General features: G+C 54.3%; 17 protein-coding genes and 1 pseudogene. 11 read left to right on the top strand and 7 right to left on the bottom strand.

Going from position 1 to position 23,801, the window contains the following annotated elements:
- Positions 1-13 precede the first annotated feature (13 nt).
- The 8 genes from FHX14_RS12500 to FHX14_RS12465 all read left to right on the top strand — a co-directional run bounded on the left by FHX14_RS12500 (position 14) and on the right by FHX14_RS12465 (position 10,859).
- Positions 14-1,738, top strand: a complete 1,725-nt coding sequence (locus FHX14_RS12500; RefSeq protein ID WP_184377578.1) for a type I secretion system permease/ATPase — start codon at positions 14-16, stop codon at positions 1,736-1,738.
- Positions 1,735-3,045 (top strand): HlyD family type I secretion periplasmic adaptor subunit, encoded by a 1,311-nt coding sequence (locus tag FHX14_RS12495; RefSeq protein WP_184377284.1) that lies wholly within the window; start codon positions 1,735-1,737, stop codon positions 3,043-3,045. Before FHX14_RS12500 ends, FHX14_RS12495 begins: the two co-directional genes overlap by 4 nt.
- A gap of 98 nt (positions 3,046-3,143) precedes the next feature.
- Positions 3,144-4,142: an NAD-dependent epimerase gene (locus FHX14_RS12490; protein WP_184377283.1), complete on the top strand. Its 999-nt coding sequence runs from the start codon at positions 3,144-3,146 to the stop codon at positions 4,140-4,142.
- Positions 4,143-4,179: 37 nt separating this feature from the next.
- Positions 4,180-5,472, top strand: coding sequence for an O-antigen ligase family protein (locus FHX14_RS12485; protein ID WP_184377282.1), 1,293 nt, complete (start codon positions 4,180-4,182; stop codon positions 5,470-5,472).
- Positions 5,473-5,516: 44 nt separating this feature from the next.
- Complete coding sequence (locus tag FHX14_RS33465; protein WP_348649242.1) at positions 5,517-6,839, top strand: O-antigen ligase family protein; 1,323 nt, start codon at positions 5,517-5,519, stop codon at positions 6,837-6,839.
- Between the two features lie 532 nt (positions 6,840-7,371).
- Positions 7,372-7,986 (top strand): hypothetical protein, encoded by a 615-nt coding sequence (locus tag FHX14_RS12475; protein WP_184377280.1) that lies wholly within the window; start codon positions 7,372-7,374, stop codon positions 7,984-7,986.
- Between the two features lie 20 nt (positions 7,987-8,006).
- Positions 8,007-10,211: an AAA family ATPase gene (locus FHX14_RS12470; RefSeq protein ID WP_184377279.1), complete on the top strand. Its 2,205-nt coding sequence runs from the start codon at positions 8,007-8,009 to the stop codon at positions 10,209-10,211.
- Positions 10,212-10,214: 3 nt separating this feature from the next.
- Complete coding sequence (locus tag FHX14_RS12465; protein WP_184377278.1) at positions 10,215-10,859, top strand: hypothetical protein; 645 nt, start codon at positions 10,215-10,217, stop codon at positions 10,857-10,859.
- A gap of 18 nt (positions 10,860-10,877) precedes the next feature.
- Here the strand turns inward: FHX14_RS12465 and FHX14_RS12460 are convergent, their stop codons facing one another.
- Both FHX14_RS12460 and FHX14_RS12455 read right to left on the bottom strand, forming a co-directional pair.
- Complete coding sequence (locus tag FHX14_RS12460) at positions 10,878-12,380, bottom strand: oligosaccharide flippase family protein (RefSeq protein WP_184377277.1); 1,503 nt, start codon at positions 12,378-12,380, stop codon at positions 10,878-10,880.
- A 1-nt stretch (position 12,381) separates the two neighbouring features.
- Positions 12,382-13,503: a glycosyltransferase family 4 protein gene (locus FHX14_RS12455; protein ID WP_184377276.1), complete on the bottom strand. Its 1,122-nt coding sequence runs from the start codon at positions 13,501-13,503 to the stop codon at positions 12,382-12,384.
- A 134-nt stretch (positions 13,504-13,637) separates the two neighbouring features.
- On the opposite strand from FHX14_RS12455, the gene FHX14_RS12450 reads away from it, so the two are divergent.
- Positions 13,638-14,879 carry a pectate lyase gene (locus FHX14_RS12450; protein WP_210301026.1) on the top strand — a complete coding sequence of 414 codons (1,242 nt, stop codon included), beginning with the start codon at positions 13,638-13,640 and terminating at the stop codon, positions 14,877-14,879.
- A gap of 20 nt (positions 14,880-14,899) precedes the next feature.
- On the opposite strand, the pseudogene FHX14_RS12445 reads toward FHX14_RS12450, so the two are convergent.
- From FHX14_RS12445 to FHX14_RS12430, 4 genes and pseudogenes are all read right to left on the bottom strand, one after another.
- Positions 14,900-16,214: pseudogene (locus tag FHX14_RS12445) on the bottom strand (UDP-glucose/GDP-mannose dehydrogenase family protein).
- 134 nt (positions 16,215-16,348) lie between these two features.
- Positions 16,349-17,077, bottom strand: a complete 729-nt coding sequence (locus tag FHX14_RS12440; RefSeq protein ID WP_184377275.1) for a sugar transferase — start codon at positions 17,075-17,077, stop codon at positions 16,349-16,351.
- Positions 17,078-17,516: 439 nt separating this feature from the next.
- Positions 17,517-18,251: a transglutaminase-like cysteine peptidase gene (locus tag FHX14_RS12435; RefSeq protein WP_184377274.1), complete on the bottom strand. Its 735-nt coding sequence runs from the start codon at positions 18,249-18,251 to the stop codon at positions 17,517-17,519.
- A 1,046-nt stretch (positions 18,252-19,297) separates the two neighbouring features.
- Complete coding sequence (locus FHX14_RS12430) at positions 19,298-20,365, bottom strand: cyclic nucleotide-binding domain-containing protein (protein WP_184377273.1); 1,068 nt, start codon at positions 20,363-20,365, stop codon at positions 19,298-19,300.
- 441 nt (positions 20,366-20,806) lie between these two features.
- Here FHX14_RS12430 and FHX14_RS12425 point away from each other — a divergent pair, with 441 nt between their 5' ends.
- Both FHX14_RS12425 and FHX14_RS12420 read left to right on the top strand, forming a co-directional pair.
- A complete protein-coding gene (locus FHX14_RS12425) occupies positions 20,807-21,481 on the top strand; it encodes a transcriptional regulator (protein WP_184377272.1) in 675 nt (224 codons plus the stop codon).
- A gap of 151 nt (positions 21,482-21,632) precedes the next feature.
- Positions 21,633-22,148 (top strand): hypothetical protein, encoded by a 516-nt coding sequence (locus FHX14_RS12420; protein ID WP_184377576.1) that lies wholly within the window; start codon positions 21,633-21,635, stop codon positions 22,146-22,148.
- A 319-nt stretch (positions 22,149-22,467) separates the two neighbouring features.
- Here the strand turns inward: FHX14_RS12420 and FHX14_RS12415 are convergent, their stop codons facing one another.
- Positions 22,468-22,923 (bottom strand): hypothetical protein, encoded by a 456-nt coding sequence (locus tag FHX14_RS12415; RefSeq protein ID WP_184377271.1) that lies wholly within the window; start codon positions 22,921-22,923, stop codon positions 22,468-22,470.
- Positions 22,924-23,801 lie beyond the last annotated feature (878 nt).

The following is a 23,801-nucleotide window of genomic DNA, read 5'->3' as shown; positions in this document are numbered from 1 at the left end:
AGTGCAGTCAAAAATGAGTCACACTCGACCGTTCCCCCCGCGTGTTTTTACTCCCGCAGTTATCATGGCTGTGGTTCTGACAAGCTGCGTAAACCTTCTGGCGCTTATAGGTCCAATCTTCATGATTGAGGTCTACGACAGGGTGATACCAAGCAAGAACATGCCTACGCTCGTTGCACTGGGTGTTCTCGCTGCATTTCTCTATCTCTTCTCGGGCGTTTTGGACGTGGTACGCGGCCGTATTATGGCACGTGTTGCCGGCGTCTTAGATATTGACCTAGCATCCTCGGTCTTCCGCATCATTGCAACGATGCCTCGTGTTGCAGGTGTGCGGCCGGGTGCAACGAGGCCGGCCGCGGATTTGGATCAGATAAGGCAGTTCCTATCCGGAAGCGGCCTCCTGTCTTTGTTTGATCTTCCGTGGGCGCTTCTCTACCTTTTCGTATGTTTTCTTTTTCATCCGTATATCGGGGTTGCTGCTACTTCAGCACTTTTGGTCCTGGTCATGCTGACGGCAATAACGCATTTTGCCACGAAGCGAGAAGCGCGAAACCTTAGCGCTACGCTCGCCGCCCGAGGTCGGCTGGAGGAAGAGGTTCATCGAAATGTGGAAGCCATTGCGTCGATGGGGCTTTTCGATCGCGCGTATGAGCGATGGTTCGACCATCACGAGGCGCATGCGAAATCGGGCCGCAAGATAAACGATCTTGCCGGTATGGCTGCCAGCGCATCCAAGACGTTCAGATATGCCGTCCAGTCGGGTGTCCTCGCACTCGGAGCGTTTCTCGTCGTTGATGGCCAGTTGACTGGCGGGATGATCTTGGCGTCCTCGGTAATTGTATCCCGCGCGCTCGCACCAGTGGAGCAAGTTATCGGCCAATGGAAGTGTTTGATTGGCGCGATGCAAGCGTGGCGACGACTTAGTGAGAGTTCCAAACTAGCAACGGTCACCGAGCATAAAACGAACCTGGCCGCTCCACAGCTGAACTTGCAGGTTCGAAACGTTGCGATCGTGCCACCCGGGACCCAGAAGCTAGCTGTCAAAAACGCCTCGTTCGCGCTTGAGGCGGGAAGCATACTCGGCGTCATCGGTCCTAGCGGTTCAGGTAAGTCCTGTCTCGTGCGAGCAATTGCCGGGATCTGGTCGCCATTAAGGGGAGAGATTAGACTTGATGGTGCGGCCTTAGATCAATGGACGGACGCTGCACGTGGTTCGCACATCGGATATCTTCCTCAGACAGTCGAACTCTTTGAGGGGACCGTAGCGGAAAACATCAGCCGTTTCGATAAAAATGCGAATGACGACGATATATTGGATGCAGCCCATGCGGCGGGCGCACACGACATGATCGTTCACTTCGAGCATGGATATGAAACCGCGGTCGGAGAGGGCGGCAAAAATCTATCGGCCGGTCAACGGCAGCGTATTGCCCTTGCAAGGGCGCTTTTCAAGAAGCCATTCTTGGTGGTGCTGGACGAGCCGAATTCAAATCTGGACGTCGATGGAGAGCGTGCGCTCGCTAACGCACTGCAACGAGTGAAGGACAGAAATGGTATTGTTGTTGTTGTCGCGCATCGTTCTGACATCATGAACATCGTCGACCATGTACTCATGCTGCGAAACGGCGACGTCGCAATGTACGGGAAGCGGGATGCCATCATCAATCGAATATCCGAGGGGCCTCGGGCGTTGCCGGCAACAACGCTTAAGGTTGTCGATGGAGATCTCGGAGCATGAACGGGGAGACGCGAAAGGGACTGCAAAAATCGCTACGCAGTCATATGCTGTTTGGCGTATGTGCGGTGATCTCGATATTTGGCGGTTTTGCCGTCTGGGCCGGGAGTACAACACTCGCAACCGCAGTAGTCGCACCCGGAACGCTCGTCGTTGACGGAAACATCAAGCCGGTCCAACACCCTAGTGGGGGAATAGTAACCGAGATCCTGGTGCGCGAAGGACAGGTCGTGCAGAGCGACGAAGTGCTAATCAGGTTGGATGCAACTGCTGCCAAGATGAACTACGAGATCTTGAAGGCCGCAATTAATCAGCTCTACTCAAGGAAGGCCAGGCTTTTTGCCGAGGGGACAGGACTGCAAGATATTGTCGTCCCGTCGGAGCTAGCGTTGCGACTTGCGCCCGACAAGATCGACGGAGTGATGGAAGCGGAGCGTCGCATCTTTCAGAGCCGTCGAGACGCGCGCGAGGGACAGCGTCAACAACTCGGTGAACAAATCAACCAGTACCAAGAGCAGATCAAAGGCTTGGAAACCCAACAAGCCGCAAAGGCTCAAGAGATCAGTCTGATCGATAAAGAATTGGAAGGAACACGTCGTCTTTACAAGCAAGGTCTTGTTTCACTCAACAGATTGAATAGCCTTGATCGAAGCGAAGCGCGCATTCAGGGCGAGAATGGGCAACTGGTTGCCTCCGCAGCGAGTGCGAAAGCACGGATTTCGGAAATAAGGATCCAGCTATTGCAGATCGATCAGGATCTAAGGTCGCAGGTTGAAACAGAGGAAAGAGACGTTCAGAGCCGCCTGGATGAACTGACCGAAAAAGAAGTCACGGCCCGCGATCAACTGAATCGTGTCGAAATACGTGCGCCAACAGCGGGCACTATTCACGATCTCAATATCCACAGTGTTGGTGCTGTTGTCACACCGGCCGAAACGCTCCTTCAGATAGTCCCGTCCCAAAGTGAACTCGTGGTGAGCGTGAGGCTTGCGCCATCGATGATCGATCAGGTTGCCGTTGGTCAGTCAGCGTTCCTAAAATTTAGTGCGTTTGATCGAAATACAACGCCAGATTTGACCGGCCAGGTCGTAAGAGTGTCGGCGGATCTCGAGATGGATGCCAAAACGAATACTGCGTTTTACAAATGCGACATTGCCATCCCGACTGATGAAGTCGCAAAGCTGAAGGAACTGAAGCTCCTTCCCGGTATGCCCGTGGAGTCGTTCATCAGGGGGAACGATCGATCTGTCGCAAGTTACTTCACAAAACCAATACGTGATCACATGGCGCGTGTTTTTGTTGAGAGATAGCCAATCGGACTGTCCCTTATAGATTATTCATCCGGGTGTGCTTAGTGTCGGCACGATCCGAGGCAAATTTGCCGCAGATAAAGAGAAGACGAAGAGATATGCAATTTCTAGTGACTGGAACTGGGGGCTTCATCGGCTTTCATCTTGCGAGACGTCTGTTGGAGGAAGGTCATTCCGTGACGGGGTTTGATGGGATGACGCCGTACTACGATGTCTCTCTAAAGGAACGGCGGCACGCAATTCTATCGAGCTACAGTAGCTTCCACCCGGTCATCGCAATGCTCGAGGACCGTGAGCGACTGACAGAGGCATTCAACTCGGCTCGACCCGATGTTGTCGTGCACCTGGCCGCTCAAGCAGGCGTGAGATATAGCTTGGAGAATCCTGACGCATACATCGGATCAAATTTGGTGGGTTCGTGGAACATACTGGATTTGTGCCGGCAGTTTCGACCCAATCACGTTCTTCTGGCATCGACTTCGTCTATTTATGGCGCAAATAGCAAGATTCCATTTGGGGAGTCGGACAAGGCAGACGAGCCTTTGACCCTCTACGCAGCGACAAAAAAAGCTATGGAAGTGATGGCGCACAGCCAATCGCACCTTCATAAGATTCCCACCACCGCATTTCGGTTTTTCACAGTTTACGGCCCGTGGGGCCGGCCGGATATGGCGCTCTTCAAATTCGTAAGTGCCATACTCGACGGCAAGCCAATTGACGTTTATGGACATGGGCAAATGTCCCGAGATTTCACTTATATCGATGATCTAGTTGAAGCGATTGTCCGACTCATACCAGTGATTCCGCAGCCCTCGACGCCTGCAAACGCCGCGATTGACACTATATCAATGCACGCCCCGTTCCGCATTGTGAACATCGGGGGCGGGCAGCCGGTTGGTTTGGAAACATTTATCGAAACTGTAGAGCAGGCGCTGGATCAGAAAGCGTTGCGTAATATGCTACCTATGCAACAGGGCGATGTGCCTCGTACCTATGCAGCGCCCGAGCTTCTTCAGTTGTTGACGGGCTATACGCCCCAGACACCTGTGTCTGAGGGTGTTCGGCGCTTCGTCGAATGGTACTCGCAAGTCCACTGATTGAACGCCAAAACCGTGAAACCTGTTGAGTAACGTCTTGCTGAAACCGATAGTAGCGACCCTGTTTGCGATCAACATGATGCTTGCCGTTGTGCTGGTGAGACTATCGGTCGGTGGGCTGCCCGTAAGATTGCTGTTCGTCGCGGTGTTACTTGCCGTGGTGGGCGCGTGTGAGCCTGGACTTATCGTTCGCGCGGTTAAGGACCAAAGAAATCAGATATTTGTCATTACGTTTTTGACTTGTTGTGCACTGATATCCAGCGCTTTGGTGGGCGACGGCTTCACCTACTCCATCGGTCAAGTTTTCCAGATCCACATTCAAGCAATCATCGGCTTGATTGTCGGATATTGCGTGATAACTATCGTTGGCTATCAGTCAATGGTTTTAATTTTTTTGCTGCCGGTCGCGATTTCGTCAATTTTTGCCGTCTTGCAATTTGTCGGATTTTCGCCCGCTTGGTCCGCCTACGACGCACTGTCCGCTTTACAGCCACGGGATCTCGTAGATTTCGAGGGATTTGACCCACATTACCGAGCGTTGGGTTTGTCATATAGCCCGGTTCATCTCGGAACGCAGCTGAGTTTGGCCTTTGCCGTAATTTTCGCATACCGCGTTAGCCAAGTTGGGCGGAATGCTATCATGAGCGGGTTTGATCGAAGACTGATTGCGACGATCGCACTCATCGGTTTCGTTGCAATATGCTCTGGTAATCGGTCGCCGATGCTTGGCTTAGCTATATTTTTCTGCCTGTATTTGGCGTCTGCTAAGCCGATGCTCGGGCTGTTAGGTGGCCTTTTCATGGTGGCTGCAGTTCTCCTTGGAGATTCTATTGTTGAGGCCATGAATTCCTCCGGGCTTCGGACATTCAACACGGAAAACAGTTCGGGCGAGGGACGTCTGGTACTTAGCGTCTACGGTTCGATGTTATTCTTCTATAGGCCATTCGGATATGGGCTGTCATTCGACAGCATCGCTCACTATTCCGAGTACTGGGATTGGCTGAAAAACTATCCCAATTCTCAGGCGATCACGGTCCATGCGCTCCATAATTACTATTTGATGTTTATCAACAAGCATGGGGTGTTGGCGCTTTTTGTCGTTCCATACCTGCTGCGCGCCTGCTCGAAAAATTTGGTGGGCGTGCTCGCATTCGTCCCGTATATCGTGCACATATTTTACCACAACGATGGTCCGCTCCAGGCAGACTTCATGTTCTGGTACATAATTCCTCTCGTGGCTCAAAATCCCGCGTTCTACTCGCAGCAGGATCGAGAAATGACGCAAACAATCGCCGCTGGGAAACCCCCTCAGGTGACGGCTGTGCGGTGACGGTTGTGAGGTCACGTTTTTACGCACATTGGCTCGGTTTCCTCGTGGCACTCTCGGCATTAGCATACGGAGGTGTCGCCGAACTTCAGTTCCAATTTATCGCTGTCCTGACGTTCGTAACAGGCGCGGTGGCATTTGTTTTGATGCCCCGCGCCGCTGAGACAAAAACACTATGGCTTTTATTCATCATCGCTTGCGCGTTGGCAGCTGCCGCCTATTCGCAGTCCTTGGATATTTCGACTTTCATGACGTTCGGCGCGGCTTTCGAAAGCTTCGAGAGTATTCGGCAAAAGACGATTTCTGTGTCACCCGGGGCAACCGATATCGCGATATTGCGATTACTCGTCCCTATCGTCATTTTCTTTTTGTTTCGGGCCGTATCGACCGGCGACGATAGGGCGTTGCGCCTGCTGCGGCTGCTCGGTGCATGGGGCGGCGCAATCGTAGTTGGGGCGCTGATCCAGTTTTTTGTAGACCCTGATCATATCGTCTTGGCAGACAAGCTGCATTACAAGGAGAGCCTCACAGGCCCATTTGTGAATCGAAATAACGCAGCGGCCTACATAGGTCTCATTCTGCAGGTTCTCTTGGCGCTCATGCTTTATGGGCAGCGTGCAGCACCCAAGGGGAAGCCTACATGGAGATGGATGACGCCCGCGCTGTTCGCGATAGGTATATTTGCGCTACTTTTGACCAAGTCGAGGGCGGGCATAGCAGCCACTATACTTGGTTGCCTGCTGATGGCAGTATTGCTCCGCGCATATTCTTCCGGCGGTCCGGCGCGCGAGGAGCAACGAACGGTCACTCCTTCATTTCTCATGGGCGGCTTCATTCTTTCGTGTATCGTTTTGTTCGGTCAAGGAGCGATCATTCGCCTGACCACCGAAAAACTTGCCGATAGTCGGGTATGCACGTACGAATCGGTCTTGTCTGGTATCAGGGCTGGCACAAACTTTTGGGTAGGGACGGGCTTCGGCGCATTTCGCTCGGCGTTTCCGCCTTATCGGAGCGCAGATTGTGGAATAAACGGTATATGGGATAGGGCGCACAACACTTTTCTAGAGGGCACTTTCGGACTTGGCGCGATTTTCCTCGTTGCACTGGCGGGGGGGATGTGGATTCTGTGTCGCACCTATCTCGGCGGTATGAAGCTCCGCCGACGCTTCCGTCCGTTTGCAGCATTAGGTATAAGCGCGACTTTTACGCTACTTGCCCATTCCTTGGTCGATTTCCCTCTCCAAATACCGGGCGTTAACAACCTATTTGCCGCGGTCGCCGGAATAGCTTTTGGGATTTCCTGTCAAGACAAAGGCAATATTAGGATGCATGGTATCTCAGATAATACAACATTTAAACGATTCACATAGACTTGTCGTGACGACGTTGCCCCAGTGCAACATCTTCAAAATAAATCGCGAAGCGCTCGAAAACGACAAGCTGATCTGTTAAACGATTTCAAAATGTTAGGTTTGAGGAAATGCGATCTTGATGAAAAGTGGTCCTAAGGTTCTTCAGGCCGTCGCCCTTGCGTTGGCTCGGCTAGACGCTCGCTCCTGGGTTCTGGCTGCGATGATAAATCGCTGGACCAGAAAGCGACAGTTAAAGCTACGACAAAGGGCCGTAAGGTTGGGAGCGATCGCGCCCAGATCAACGTAGACAACACAACTCTCCTCCTTTTCGTCAAAGCGGGCTCTGCCTCCAGCAAAGACGGTTTCGGCGGAGGCGGTGGCGCCGCGCCAGATGTTCCCTTCGGTTTTGGGGCAACGTCAAGCACCGTGACGACACGCGATGCTATTCGCGACGTGCCGGAAATTAACGATACAGTAACTAACCTGGGCCGGGCGGTTGTTTAAAGCACTCCCACAAAATATGGTCCGCACGCGAAAATGAGGTGAGGGAATGAGCTATTTTAAACTACGGTGCGCAGCTGCTTTGGTGTTGTTGTTTGGTGCTGGTCAAGTACATGCAGCTGTTGACGCGGGAGCATCGTGTTTCATCGCTCCGGCAAAGGCGAGCCCGGAGCAGTTGGACTCGTTCTCCTCTCAACCTGCCGATCTGACCACAAAATATCCGACCGGCGGTGCGGCAATGTCCTTGGAGGTCAGGACCCTCGCTGGAAGTCGGTTTGATAATGTCGACCGCCTTGTCCAGCTTGCCGCCGGCGCCTCGCCGGGCCAGAAGTCAGCGATTGGCGCCGGTTTGGCTTGGACAGCAAGGGCGTGCGCCGTATCTCAACCGGAATACGCACTTCAAATCCAGGAGAAAATCGCGGCCAGCGGCCTGGAGGAGGTCATAACGGCATTTCTCGGTGCCGCCAATGACACCGCAACTGCCGCACTGGGTAACGGTGCCGCTCCTGCCGGGGCAGGAGATATCGGCAATACGGGAGCGGTCGGCAACAGTGGAAATGTCGGTGGCGACGTGGCGACCGCAACGACTGCACCGACACGGTTGGCGGCCAGAGCCGCCGGAAGATCAACGACCATCGTGACGAATGTGGTTAGTCCAAATTAATTGGTAGCGTTGGAGTTAGAATGCTGTCCCCATTTAAAAATGATGCCGCTGAACTCGGCAGTGAGTTTCGTACCCGACGCGATAACTTCGACGTTGACGCTATCCTCGCGATAATTCGTCGACGGTGGACCGTCGTCGCCATCGCGCTCGCAGTTGGGCTCGGGGTGGGAGCAGCTTTTCTACTAAGCGCTGTACCAATGTACACTGCGTCGGCCACACTGCTGATTGACAAAAGCAATAGCGGTCTCCTCAGCCAAATGAGCGAGACCGGAGCCACCGTCAACGACGATGCCGCTGTTTTGAGCGAAGTTGAAGTTCTTCGGTCCGATTCAGTGGCACTTTCCGTCGTCGACAAACTTAAGTTGCAGGACAACGCGATCTTCATGTCGCCGAGCCAATCACTACGCAGCGGCTTGGCTCAGCTCCTTGATTTGCGGCGGTTTTTTTCCAGTTCAGCAGAAGACCCGGATGCCATAGACGAGGCCCGCGAAAACGCAGCCGCAGCTGTAAAAACGAACATGTCGGTGAGCCGTGTTGGTCGAACCTACGTATTGAACATAGGGTATACCTCCAGATCGCCCGCCCTTTCTGCGAAAATTGTGAATGCCATTGCAGAGGGCTACCTGCTCGATAAACTGAACTCTAAGTATGACGCGACGCGCCGTGCCAGCGACTGGCTGGAGCAGCGAATCGACGAATTGAGACAGAAAGCGCTTGAGACGGATCTGGCGGTACAGAAATTCAAATCCGACAATGGACTTCTTGCAACCAGCGGCCAACTCATATCCGATCAACAGCTATCTGAGCTTAACAGAGCGCTCATTGATGCGCAGGCGGAGACTGCCAAGGCAAAAGCTCGATATGATCGTATCAAGATAATCATCGACGCTCATCGCACTGACGCGATCGTTACCGACGTTTTGGACAGTTCGATTTCGAACGATCTAAGAATGAAATATCTCGAAGCCTCCAAGACAGAGGCGGAAATCTCTGCACGTCTCGGGCCCAATCACACTCAAGCGGTTCGGCTGAGAGGGCAGATGGCCGAGTATGAGCGCCTGATGTTTGAAGAGTTGGGTCGCATATCTGAGAGCTATAAGAGCGATTACGATGTAGCCCTTTCGAAGGAAAAGTCGCTTTCCGACAGTGTCGGGCAAGCCAGCAAAGTGAGCGCAGCAGCCGGGGAAACGCAGGTTCAACTGCGTGAACTTGAACGGAAGGCCGATACTTTTCGTAACCTCTATCAGACGTTCCTTGCGCGGTATCAGGAAGCCACGCAGCAACAGTCGTTCCCGATAACCGAGGCGCGGATTATTGAGAAGGCTCAAAATCCGACTGTACCAAGCTATCCGCAAAAGCCGCTGGCGCTTGCGCTGTTCGGCATCCTGGGCATTGCCGCTGGCATGTCAGCTTCGGCATTTCTGGAGTTTCAGGACAAGTATTTCAGAACTGGAGATCAAGTCCGAAACTCGCTCGATATCGATTTCCTTGGATTCATGCCTACCGTTAAAGATGGCGCGGTAAATCATGTCATAACGCACCCGATGTCGATGTTCGCAGAGACCTTGAGAGCTGCGAAGATCGCTCTTGAATCCGATGAAACCTCTGGCTGCCGGGTTGTCGGGGTTGTCTCGGCATTGCCCGGGGAGGGCAAGTCCACCGCTGCTATCAACCTGGCCCACTTGCTGGCATCAGAGGGCAGCCGAACGTTGCTTCTTGATGCGGACTTCAGGCAACCAGGAACCTCCAGGCTTTTGGCGCCAAATGCAGAATCTGGCTTGCCCCAGATCTTGAATGGCTCCGCATCGGCCGCAAATATACTCATCCGTATTGAAGAAAGCGGTGTTGAATTTATACCAGCGTTGGTCAATAAACGCGTCTCAAACTCGGCGCAATTGCTGTCGTCGAAGGCGATGGCAGATTTTCTGGCAGCTGCTCGCGCTAAGTTCGACTACGTGATTATTGACCTCCCGCCTGCAGGACCGGTCATCGACGCTCGAGCTATGGCGTCCCTCATTGATAGTTTTATGCTGGTTATTGAGTGGGGGATGACGTCTCGTAAGGTCGTGCAAGCTGTGTTGGGCAGTGAGCCTGCAATACATTCCAGAACGATCGGTGCGGTTCTCAATAAGGTCGACACTAAGAAACTAAAGCTTTATCGATCGCATGGTTCGGTTGAATACTATCACTCAAAATACTCAGACTATTACTTGGAAGATAAGTAGCGCGTGAAATCCGTTTTAGGTGGGGCGCTTTCGATCGCCTGCGGGCTGTTGACGATATTCGCGGGAACCGAGTTCTATAAAACGCTTCGGTTCAGCGATCTGGTGTCGACGGCTGCTCGTATCGAGGGTGGTCATTCTGTAAGTCAGAAAGCAGCGCAACGCGCGGCCGCGCTTGCGATGGAACTCAAACAGTCTCACGGGTGCCGGGAAGACTTGGTAATGCCGGCGGTAACTATCATGCTTCACGCCGTCGATGAGGCGGCGCAGGAGCCAAGTCTTTCGGCTTGGGTCGATACGCTCACTCGCGCCGACCGATATATGAAATTCGCTCTTGGGTGCTCGCCGAAAGAGGGTAACTATTGGCTCCGTTTTGCGATGCTTCGCAGGCTGCAAGGTGAAAACACTGCCGAGCTCGCGGCCCTCATGTCGTTGTCATCCAAATACGCGCCTGTCGAGCCCGACGTGCTTAGTCTTCGGATGCGAGTATGGCTCAGCCTTCAACCGGTCACCCGTTCAGCCGCCGCCAGTGCCCTCGCATCGGATCTGGCGCACTTTCTGGAGCATGCGCCCGTTCAAGACATCAAGGACTTCGGCTTGGCCGTTGACATGGATATGCAGTCCAGGCTGATAGACGCCAGACGAAGATGACGCATTTCGAAAGCGTCTTTACGGTTTTTTGCCTTCGTCCGCCGGCATAATCTCGCGTTTTACGAAAAGCTTTTTGAGACGAGTGGGCAGCAAAAACAATAATTCGGCTAGCAGGCTCAGCGATTGTTTTCTGAAAAAAACAAGGATGATCGCAGCATAAATCAGAGCGCCTATTAGGGCTGCGACCATTGCCGCAGCAAGCGGCGGCATGTGCGACAGTAGCAACCCTGCCAGGGGGTAGACAACGGCAAACATCGCCAAGCTTGCGATACAATACGGCGATCCTCCTTTGACGACGGATGCCCCCGAAATCCCAAATGCCTTCTGGCTGGCCGCCAGATAGAACACACAAGTCAGGAAAGCGCTTATGACAACCGCCGCCGCCACTGTTGAAGGACTGCCGGTCGTCGCTGTCAATGCGAACAGAGCGGACGACACGATATCCAGGATGCCGAGCGTCCTCAATTTTGAGGTGCGGTCACGAGTTTTGAACAGCGTAATCGCGACCATCTTTAGAACGGCTGGCACGATCTGAAGCGACAGAAATGTTAAAACGATGTTACTCTCCGCCCACTTCTCGCCATAGAGAACATGCGTCAACTCGGGAGCAATAGCGCCGAATCCGATATAAATCGGGGTAAGGATCGCGAGCAGCGCCGATGTCACGCGTATATAGGGCTCGACCGTGTCCCGGTCGCGGAGCTTGGCAAAGGTAGTGACGAGGACGTTTGCGATTGAATCCAGCAAGAGCGAGTTGACTGCCTCGATCAATCGTCCACCGACCCGGTAAATTGCCAACGCGGCTGGACCAGCGAAGGCAGCAAGAAGAAACTCAGGCATGCGGCCCGACAGATAACTTAAAAGCCGGAATTGAAGAATTGGTGCCGAATAGGATACAATCCGTTTTGCGTGCTTGACATTGAATATCAATTGCGGCCGATACGGTTCCTCATGCCAAAGGATCACAGCTGATCCGAGGGCGCCGGCGATCCTGGAAATAATGAGCGACCATGCGCCGTATCCTAACAAGGCCATGACGATTGCCACAATGCCGGTCAAGAGCCCGTTGATGAAGTTCCGAAGAGCCGAGATCTTGAAGTTGAATTTCTTTCGGGCATTGGCGAGGTTAACGACACTCATTGCGTTCAGGACAATAATGGGTGCCATGGCGGCCAAGTACACCGACGTGTCTGCGCTGAAGAAATGGTCGACAAACGGCGCGATCACACCGCTTTGAATTGCCACGCATAGGGCAGCCAATATCAAAAGAAGCCAGAAAGCTGTGGCCGTGGTGTCGCCACCAGGGTCATCGTCACATCGGATGATGAAGTCGACAATTCCCTCCTTGAATACGATTGTGAAGACGTTGTTGATCAGGACTGCGAGCATCACCAGGCCGAACTGCTCCAGCGTTAAGTGACGGGCGAGTATGACGAAAACGACAAGTGTCGTTAATTGGTTAGCCGAATTGGCAAATGATAACCAGCCAATACCTGATAGGGATTTTGCCTTTATCGACATGTCAGTTGAAAACACTTTCGAATATTGCGGCTTCCTGCTCGATGTAACGGCGTATGCTGTAGCGTTCTTCAATTAAAGCACGCGCAGCGGAGCCGGTGTTTTTCCCTTCGGAAGCTCTTTGGAGGGCATCGGCGAGTTCGAGATCGGTCGTTCCGTCCGAAAGATACCCGGTCACGCCGTCTTTTATGAGATCGCTCGTGCCGGGAATGTTTGTCCCCACACAAATCAAGCCGGTTGACATTGCTTCCAGCAAAACCTTCGGCAAGCCCTCGTGCAAGCTTGGCAATACAAAATAGCGATAATTCTTCATCGTGCCAGCGAGCTCTGTGTTCGGTATACTGCCCAAGAGTCTCACTTTAGCGCCGAGCCCTTCAGCGAGTGCCGCGAGATCCCCCTTAAGCGGACCTTCGCCGAACATATCGATCTCAAATCCGCCGCATTGGGCGGCGCGTATCAGATTCGCGAGGTTCTTTTGCGGAGTCAGTCGGCCAACGTAGATAAATCGCCCATTTTGTTCGACCGCATTTCCCGGCGCAAAAAGCTCAGTATCGACATAGGTCGGCACAAGGTGAACTTTCGATGAGGACTCTGTGCGCCCGCGAATTTCCGCCGCGGCCTGTTCTGAAGTTACTACTACGGCATCAGCGAGCCGAAGTCCGATCCGCTCTACTAGGCGTGCGAGGAACGCCGCCGAACGCTGGCCATTCAGGCGAAACCGCCGGGAAAGGATGTACCCAAATCTAAGCAGGAGGGGCCGTCGCGTACACACTTTCGCAATTAGCGCTGCCCAACTGCCACTTATCTGATTGGTTTTGAGCGCGGCAGACGCCGCAATCCGACGGTAGTGATGCAATGGTCCGAAGATTGAATGCAAAAGAACTACCGGTTTGGTCGCCTTGCGTGAAGGCACGAGAACATCAAACTTTTCGTAAACCGAGTCCGCGGCCCGCAAATCACTTAAAAGCGTAAGGTCGGAGCGCGAGTAGCTGAAGATATTAATTTTATCGAACACGCCAGCCTTTATATATTCGCTGAGATGGAGAATTTCTCGATCGAGAATGCCAGCCTTTTTCCAAGCGGTTAACGATCCAGACAGCGAAAGAAAAAAAGTCAAAGTCGGCATGTAGGGACCAGCATCCTCGGTAAGGTTTGGGTGCGACAAATTCAATTGGGACAATAGACGTGCTCTAATATAAACAAGTGAATAAAACACTCCCCAACGATGCTTCTACACAACGTTTGCGAAAGATAATTTATATGAAAGCATTTTCGGCATTTTCGGCATTTTCGGCTATTTTGATCGCCACGGTAGTCGCCTTTTCGCCCCTCCGAGCAGAGGAGTTTGCGCCGAATTCTCAATGCGGTCTTCAACCGGGAGCTAAAATAGTGCGTGTAACAACGCTCGCTCCTAAAGGGAAGGGGAGTCTTGATGATGCAGCAAGAATGCCCGGAGCTAAAATAATTATCTTCGATGTCGGCGGCACAATCAGGCTTGAGTCTGATATCGACTTGCGGACCCCGTTCGTAACCTTGGCCGGCGAGACGGCGCCTGAGCCGGGAGTAACGCTTGTTGGTGGGACGCTTCGCGTACATAGCCATGACGTCTGTATTCGCCACGTCTCCGTACGACCTGGCCCGTCAAGCGATCCTGAGGTTTCAGGCGTCAGAGATGGTATCGCGATTGGCGGAAACCCTGCGAAATACGGTGGTGCGATTCAAAACGTGGTTGTGGAAAATGTCAGCGTGAGTTGGGCGATCGATGAGAACCTCAGCGTCTGGCACGCTGGCACCAACAATGTTCAGATCAGAAACTCAATTATATCTGAAGCTTTGCGAGCGGCGGGTCATCCCAAGGGAAATCATTCGATGGGTCTGCTGATTGGATCGGATGTGTTCGATATTGATATTTCCGGGGTATTGTTCGCACATAACAACGACCGAAACCCGAGAATTAGTCCTAGGTCGATTGTTTCGCTGTCAAACTCCGTCGTCTACGATCCGGGCAAAAGGAGTACTGAAGTATTTTTAGATTGCACAGCCGGGAAATATCCGGTTCGTCTCCGAGATAATGTTTTCATGCCCGGCCCAAGCACCTATAGGAAGCTTTCCCAGTACGAATTTGTAGATGATGCTTCCCGCGACTCGATTTATCCGGGTTCCGACTGCAAAACCGGATTTGATACGCTGACAATGGAGCGTGGAAATGAAGTAGAAATCACCGGGTCAGTTCTCCAGTACGCTGGCTCACGCCCGGCTCAGCGGAATGAAGTTGACGCCAGAATTGTAAATGAGGTTCGATCGGGTGGGGGCGCTATCTTGGACAGTCCCCCAGAAGGCGCACAAACTTTGGAACGGTCTTCGGGAGTGCGAGCTTTCGTTATGCCCGAGACCCCTTTCGCAAAGGCGCCAGACGGGCGATACGCGATCGCTGTTTCATTGTGCAATGCCCATCTCAAGCTGGGCGGTGCGCCTTATCGAGGGTGCGAGGCCCAAATGTAAATTCGGCCCCGGCAAGTTCCTCAGCTAGCTTTGTTTACGCTGCTCTTCTTGCCAACGGCGAAATAGCTGAAGCCCTGACGGTTGACTTCGGCGGCAGGGTAGATGTTGCGCAGATCGACGATGGTCGGTGCTTTGACCGCGGCATGCAAGCGCTGGAAGTCGAGGGCTCGGAACTCGTCCCATTCGGTGACGATGACGATCGCGTCGGCATCCTTCGCGGTTTCATAAGGGTCTTTGCCGTAGGCTACCGGTCCAAGCATGCCCTTGGAGGCTTCCATGCCTTCGGGGTCATAGGCGTGCACGGTTGCACCACCATCGAGAAGCGCCTGGATAATGGTGATCGAGGGGGCGTCGCGCATGTCGTCGGTATTCGGCTTGAAGGTCAGGCCGAGAATGGCGATCTTTTTGCCGCGAACGCTGCCGCCGCAAGCGGCGATCACTTTGCGGCCCATGGCGCGCTTGCGGTTATCGTTGATCGCAACCGTCGTCTCGATCAGGCGCATCGGGCTGCCATAATCCTGCGCCGTCTTGACGAGGGCGAGCGTATCCTTCGGGAAGCAGGAACCGCCATAGCCTGGCCCGGCGTGCAGGAACTTGTCGCCAATGCGCTTGTCCATGCCAATGCCCTTGGCAACCTTTTGCACGTCGGCGCCGATCTGCTCGCAGAGGTCGGCGATTTCGTTGATGAAGGTGATCTTCATCGCCAGGAGGGCGTTGGCGGCATACTTGATCAACTCGGAGGTGCGGCGCTCGCAGAAATATAGTGGCGCCTCGTTGAGATAGAGCGGACGGTAGACTTCGCGCATGACCTCGGTCGCGCGCGCGTCCTCCGAGCCGATGACGATGCGGTCGGGGCGCTTGAAGTCGGTGATCGCAGCGCCTTCGCGCAGGAACTCGGGGTTCGAGACGACAGCGATGTCCTTGCCCGGAAATTCTTCGCGGAAGATGCGCTCGATTTCGTCGCCGGTGCCGACCGGAACGGTGGACTTAGTAACGATGACCGTGAAGCCGGTAACTGCAGCGGCGATCTCGCGGGCGGCGGCATATACGTAGCTCAGGTCGGCGTGACCGTCGCCGCGGCGCGACGGCGATGAAGACTGCGTCGGCGGCGGCGACGGGAGCCGACAGATCCTTAGAGAAGTCGAGGCGGCCGGCCGCCCGATTATGTTCAATGATTGCATTGAGACCCGGCTCGAAGATCGGCACTTCGCCGCGCTCAAGGGAATCGATCTTGGCTTCGGACTTGTCCACGCGGGTGATGTGGTGGCCGAAATCCGCAAGGCAGGCGCCTGACACAAGGCCGACGTAACCGGCACCAATCATAGCAATACGCATTGATAGTCCTTCTGTTGATCCAAAATCTGGGCTGGTGCGGGAAAGCTGGAGCGGTCAAATGCGTTGCAACTTAGTTGATGCAGCCGTACTTGTCTGCGAACAACGACGTCGCCGGTCTCAGCGGTCTAACGGAGTTAGAAGCCGTTTCCGCCTCGCAGTTCACGGACAATCGTCCCAACGATGATCTTCATGTCGAGCCAAAAATCGAAATTTTCAATGTAGTGAAGGTCCGCATTTATTCTGGCGCGGGCTTTGGCGGGCCGATCGGTCGGTCCTCGAAGGCCACGCATCTGAGCGAGCCCGGTGAGGCCGGGACGCATTAAATGGCGCCGATGGTAGGCTGGGACGAGCTCTTCATAGAGCATCCCGCCAGCGAGCATGCCGATAGCGTGGCATCTTGGGCCTACGAGCGACATATCCCCACGAAGCACATTGAAAAGCTGAGGTAGTTCGTCCAAATTTGTTTTGCGCAAAATCCTGCCAAGAAACGTTATGCGCGGATCGTTCTCGACAGTCTGAATAACGCCACTCGGATCACATGCTTCTGACCGCATGGATCGAAATTTGTATACGGTGATCTTCTTACCGTCTTTACCCCACCTTGTTTGCGAAAACAGCGGGGAGCCCTGCGTCTCAAGCCTAATAAGCGCCGCGATGATGATTAGAATCGGCGCCAGTATTAGCAATGCCGTGAAAGATGCATAAATATCGAAGACCCTCTTGAGGAAGAAATCCCACCAAGTAGGACGAACTGCCGCTTGTCCAGAATCCAGAACATCAACGCTATCCGATGGCATATTTTCTTCATTGGCAAAATTTGAAAAAATATTATTTTCACTATCTTTCGTCGTTACCGTTGACATGTGCGCTCTTATGTCGAACTCGATTTGTGCTTTCTTTACTTTCATCCTCAGCCCAGGTCACCTCTAAAGTTAATCATTGGTTAATACCGAGGCGCTTTTTTTGGGCTTATTTTGTAAGGCGATTTGCCCTCAACACTCCCCAAAATCTCGACTGGTTTTGTAAAACTATCTAACCGCCAATGGGGAGCGCAGAAATGGGACGAGCGTCACCTGATTGCGTCTGCGCCACGGGTTCGCATACCATCGGCGTAGGATCGTGGGGAAACTCGGACAGAGCACGTGGTGAAAGAGCGCAACTGAGGCGGATTGTTCCCGGCGCTTAGGTGTCTTGGTTTGCGGGCAGGGAACAGCTCGGCTGATTTCGCCGGCGCGGACCATTTCCAATGATTTTTGAAGAGGCGCACCCTTGCCGGTCGTCGCAGCTCGCTGACCACAGGATCTATTGAAAATAGGCGAAAGTCATTGCGATGTTCGACTGGTGTTCGCCATGGTCATTACTGTGATTTATTTCAGCTGTTTCCGACACGGCTACTCTGGCTGAAACAAGTTGTGGCTCCTCCACATCGGCCTTCACTTTGGCCCAGTACTTAGGATTGTCTCCTGACTGGGCCATGACCCAGCGTAAATCCGTCTTACGCCAGTCCTTGATCGTGTTGAAGCGGTTGTCCAGAACTAGATCGCCTTCAGAGGTCTTAGCGATCAATACAGCGTGTCCTTCGCCGTTGTTCGTTATAGCAACAGCAATTTTCAAAGATCCTGAGGACCAACCCAATTGCAAGAGCTTCTTGCGCTTTGTTAGCGCGAAGTCCTCGCAATCGCCTGCGGCAACGTCCATGCTCCAGACGTCCGCTCCGGGCTTGTCATTGACCGGACGTACAGTGTGATTTACGGAATTGTTTACTGAGATGAGCTGCGACTTGCGGTTTTTGTCGAGTTCCATAATCGACGGACCGCCCGTGTTGACGCATTGATCCTTGTGCCGCATGCAGAAAACGACGCTTGCGAAAGGTGCAAGAGTCTTTGGCCCTTCGCCGATTCGTACTAAGTTGTTTCCGCTGGTGCGCGTCAGAGCGCTTAACCCCGTTGCATTGAGAGGGCTCGTTGCGGCAACAATCGCTGCGGCCGCTACGATTGAAGCCTTCGTGCCAATTGATATTTTTCTAAACTTGGCCATTGCCCGTCCTCTTTGATGGGCCCAGCATGCATATGCCCTCTGGAGATTCCGTGCGAGAAACCACTAAAATTTGAGCGAAATGTCTCTTTTTGGAGCCTCAAGGCCCCGCTTAGGCGCAGGCCACGCCAGAACGAAATTGCGCTCTGGCGCCAGCGACTATCCCTAAAGTGACGGTTTCGCGCCCCACCTTTGCAACGCGTCACTAATCGCCGATGTCGATATAGTTTCGCAGCTGCCGAACCGCTTTGGGGGATCACGCCACGTCGCTCATGCCGGCGGACGGTTAGAAATCGGCGAGCGCGAACACGATTCTATGGTCGACATTGTACCATCGTTGCGGAAGGTGCCCACAATCTGACTGTCGTACATCGGCCCGGCGCCCCGTTTCGAACGGAGCGCCGGACCTTGCCAACACAACTGCTGCTCGCTGAAGTCGCAATGGCTAAAACGCACATTGACAGTATCCAGTTACTAAACAATGAAATTTGTCTGCGCGTTTGAGAATACTGCTATGAGCTATAAAGCAGTTCTGGACAGCAGGAGAATGGATGTTTGAAGACCTGCGAGTCGGCGCCCGAAAAGCCAGATAAGAACTTGAGAATAGTAAGTCGAAGCACTGGCAAAATCGCTGAGCAGTCGGACGAGCCTTTAAATGTTATCTCGATAACCTTAATAAATTCGATGACGAATTGGCAAGGATCGACTAGCGTGCTCGAAACGGCGCTCGCTCAGCATATCGCCTATCGCATTGTGAAGTAAGCGAACGCAACCAGCCCTGCATGATTAGGGTCCAGCCTAAATACCAGCCACTGACACTGAAATAGAGGGGTCAACGGTTCTGGCACGGCCAGAGCTGGCTTTCGAGGCCTGAATTCGACGCCCCGTCTTTTCGGCCGCGGTCGCGGGCGCTCCAGATTAAGGCTGTCCGAAGCGTTTGGGAGCGGTTCAAAACCGCTGAGGCTGATCACGGCCCCATGAAAGTTCAGTGACGAGTCAGTCATGTAATGCCCACCGGCCGCGGCAATGCGCAGCCATCAGGTTATGGATTATTCCTTCGGCGGCCCGCCCCGCCGCTCCAACGCCGTCTTTCGGATGGTCTCCGCCATCTCCGGACTACTGCTCGACAATATCTGGAAATCCACGGCGTAGAGCGACAGCAGCGATACCTCGGTTGCTGCGCTGACCGTCGCTGAGCGAGGATCGCCACTGACCAGCGCCATCTCGCCAAAGAAGTTTCCGGCACCGAGTTCCACTGGATGGTCGGGTGTCGCCACGGTGACCCGCCCCTCGACAATGAAGAACATCTGATCGCCAACATCGCCTTTGCGGCAGATTACGACACCGGCGGGCACGATCCGCGGCCGCAGCGCCCGCACGATCTCGATCAGTGCCGCGGAGCCAAGCTTCTGGAACAGGGGTACGGCAGCCACCAATTTCCAGTTGCGAACGAAGTCTTGGCGGCGAACCTCTTCGTAGAAGCCGGTGGCGAGAATGCCGGCCCAAAGAGCAAAAATACCGATCCCGCTCATCATCACCAATCCGGCCAGAACCCGACCTGCCAGGCTCTGCGGGATCTCATCACCGTAGCCGGTCGTCGACAGCGTCACGACCGCCCACCACATCGCCTGCGGAATACTGCCGAACTTATCCGGCTGGGCGTCGCGCTCGATGACATAACCAGCCAGCGCAGCGCCAAAAAGAACGATGCCGAACACCGATGTCACGCCAAGCAGATTGCGCGATTCATTCGCGACCACCTTTGCCAGCAGCCTGAAGAACGTCGAGTCGCGCAAGGGCTTGAGAAGCCAAATGGCGCAATAGAGGTCTCGATCACGGGACCCAACGAACAAGAATGCAGCAGCCGGAACCAGAACCGCGAGCAAATCGATCACGAGGGCCGGCATCCCGCCCGACAAGCGGCGACGTCGTGCAAGAAATGTGCCGCTCAGTTGGAGAACATAGGCCAGCCAGATTGCCGCAAGTAGCAGCTCAAAGGCAAGTCTCTCCTGTCCAGTAAGGCCTTGCGTCGTCAGTGTAGCAACGACCAAGAGACCAATTGTAGCGAACAGCGCGTTGAGCGGCGTCGAAATCTTTGAGAACGGCACTGCCGACATTACATACTCCCAACCGCCCGGCATTCGTCGACAATAGATACCTTCGGGCGACACGCAAGGGAACGGGGACTGATGCAATGTGTCTTCGCCCCAAAGAATTTAGCAGCCGGAATCGCGTTACAACGTCTCACAGGGAATGTGGATCATCCAAATAGCGAAGGGATGCTCTTGCCCCGGCGATGTCGCGTTGTTCGTGGACGCCTGAACAAGGCGCTTGTTGTCACGTCAGGCAGTTGCGCCGGCCACGGCTTTCCACTGCACGATGCGGCCATGTGCTTAGGCTTTCGGGGTCAGCTCTTGCGTTTCGTGGGAACACCATAACTAGAAGCCAAAAGCTGGCGGCAGGCTGTTGAGGGTATGGACTGGCAGTGCGGTAATCGTTATTTCCGATGTATCAGCATTTACCAAACCCATCCGAGAATTCTCCAAGGGCCTCTTATATTGAAAAAAGTGCAACGCAGTTTTGCCGTCGAGTACAAAACCGGCAGGCAAAAACTCGATTCCAGGTCAAGCTCGATCTGGGGCAACATGGATCTAAAGTCAGTCGCACGCGACCTCGAGGAAGAGGCGCCGCCGTATCTGTCGGATAACTCTCAGAATGGCAGGTCCGAGAGCGAAATGTCTTTACCAAAAGCAGATCGGGTCGAGTCATTGTTGACACCGCCTCTCGGGCCGTCGACAACTGCATCAGATACACAGGAGATGAGCATGGCCGACGAGACTGATACGGCAGCCAAGATCGATGTACCGACCGTTGTCGAAACGCCTGCTGCGCCGAAGATGCAGCGCAAGCCCCGTGCCAAGAAAGCGGCGGCATCCGAGACGGCGTCAGCTGACGCTGCGGCAAAGCCAGCAGCTGCTCTGACCAGCGCTGGTGACGGCAGGAGGCGAGGGCGCAAGGCAAAGGCGATCGAAGCTGCCGCGAGCGCCAAACGTGCGCCTGCAGGCCGTGCTAGAAAAGCTGTGCAGATCGCCGCGGCCGCGCCGATGACGGCGATCGATGAGATGGAAGATCTCCTGCAGTTGGAAGAAGAAAATCAACGACTGCGCAAGCTTCTTGCCGAGAAACTTCGCGCTGAAAACGCCGATCTGCGCAAGCGGCTCAAGCTCGATTGATATAAGCAGCCGGTCAATCGCCGGCCGCATTTCTATGCTTATCGAGACATACAGTTTGGCAACGGTGGATGCTGTTGCCGGACTAAAAGTTTGCAGCCTGCTTGCGGGATAAAGCTCGAGGGTGGATTAATGGCGTCTCCCTGGAAAATTTCTGGCCCGACTGATCTCACCGGGACGCCAACAAAAGAGAGAAAACTTCTCGGCCACCGAGGCTAAGCCGGACGCGTCCGCTACTGCGAGTTTGGCTGACGTGGCTGCCAGCGAGAGCGCGAATGGCGCTGATCGGCCGGCTAGCGACGCGACACATCCTCGAACCGGTGCAGTTTCCCCACAACTTGTGCATTCCGAAAATGCCGAAAACGATGTCTTCGACAAGGTTGGCCGCGAAGGCACCAGAAACGAAGGGGCCGCTGGTCCTGCTTTGTCCGCTGGGCTTGTTATCGACGTCACTGCTGCTCAAGGTGTTGCGGACCTCAGGCCAGCTGTCGAGGTCGCCCCGCGAAAACAACGAAGTCGCGGCAAGAAAGTGGGAGCGATTTCACACGTCTCCCATGCAGACGAGATGAGCCTTGACGAAGAGATCCGGGTGCTCAGGGGTCAGCTGGCCGTAAAGCTAAAGCTGCAAAATGCGCAGTTAAGAAAAATGCTGGAGCGATTTGAACGGTGACACTGTCGTGTTGCACGGGGTTATATCGCCGGGAAGCCGAATCTTAGATCTGGACAGGGTGTCGCCGATGGCGCGCGAGCTTCCGCGGGAAGCGGACTATGTTATAATTTCCCCCGTGGATACCTTCCCATGTAGACGGCATCAAATGCCTTGCCCTTGGCCTCATGAACGGCGGCATAGCGAATTCCCGTCACTTTGGGCAGGGGTAAGAAATACTCCAAGGGGGCGGCACGTTTATGGTGGAATAGCGCCTGTTTTGGTTTTCGTCACCAGGCGGCGTAAGCCGCCTGGTTTCTCGGGTAACGGAAAGCGCCTGTGCTCAGCCGGCACCCTTGATGCTCGTGTTGCAAAGGCTCCAATAGCCGCCGCCCTTTTGGATCCACTTCAGATCGCCCAGCGTGCCGGCATCCTTGGCAGCGTGATAGGCGTCGACGCAGGTGTGCAGGCGGCCTTTGCCAGGCGTCTCGCTTGAATATTTCTTGTCCACCGCCTTCGGGAACTTCACGCTCTTCGGCGCCACGGTCGTTGCCTTTTCCGGCTCTTTATCGGTTGTTTTTGTGACGTCCGCCTCGTCTTCCTTATCGGCGGCAGCCGCATCCGCGCCACAGAATTTGGCGCGGAAGTCGTTCCACTTCATGCCTGTGGCGGAGCCGTCAGTTTTAGCCGCCTGATATTTTGTGCTGCATTCCTTCATCGTCAGCGCGTGTGCCGGCGTCGACATGATGAAAGCAGCAAGCAACGATCCGGCAGCGGAGAGAAGCAATTTGTGCGACATGTGATTAGCCTCGGTCGAAATGTTGACGTTTCGGTCTTCCCTTCCGCCTGAGGTACTACGTCGACGACGGAAGGGTTCTATTGGGGCTTCTGCACAATGAACCTTCGATGAACAGCCCTTACATGTGACCATTTGTCAGTATGGCCGAAGCAGAGCAACGAGTGGCGGAACTGAACGGGAACCGCATCCTCGGTATTGTAGTTAACTGCTTGGATCGTTGGATGGCGTATGCCCTGCCCCTCCACGGGGTTCGGGCCGCGCAGAGGTCAATGGTCTACTCCTTTTCCAACCCCTTCTGCGTGGCCCTTCAGACGCCCGAGGCGGTATTTCATCCCCCTAGATGTGCTCACCCGGAACGAAGGCGATCAGCAGAGGTGAAGGACGAGCAACATTCGAAAAGCGCAGCTCGGCAACTGGAGAGGATGCCGTGTTCTGACGCAATCACCGTCCGATGACATATGGCAGTCCTCTATTGACGCATTGAACCGGCAATAACGGATAGGCGACCGATATACATCCCGGGAAAGCACGCGAAAATGGAATGGCACCGCTCGCATCGATACTCAAACATAGCCAAGAATGGCGCAGGCGGCAAAGATGTGATCGATGAAAGAGTGCCGTCCTGACAGGTCCACAAGGGCGGACAGGCGAGGCGGGCAATAGCATCGCCCCCCGGCAGCGGCCGGGGAGCAAGCGTTGCGCTTGGCACGGGGCTATTTCAGCGCTTCAGCAGCTTCGTTGATTGCGGTGACGGCGCATGCCTCGTCGAGATTCGCCCCTGGATGTTGATTTCCACTGAGAGCTGACCCGGCGTTTCCACCGAGAATTGACCCGCCTTTAGGTATTGTTCGTGTTGTTGGTCGGGGTCAAGTTCCTGC

The sequence above is a fragment of the Rhizobium sp. BK619 genome, assembly GCF_014195245.1.
In the GTDB taxonomy this organism is placed as follows: domain Bacteria; phylum Pseudomonadota; class Alphaproteobacteria; order Rhizobiales; family Rhizobiaceae; genus Rhizobium; species Rhizobium acidisoli.
The sequence above is the reverse complement of the archived record's forward strand: the minus strand, read 5'-3'. Positions and strand labels throughout refer to the sequence as shown.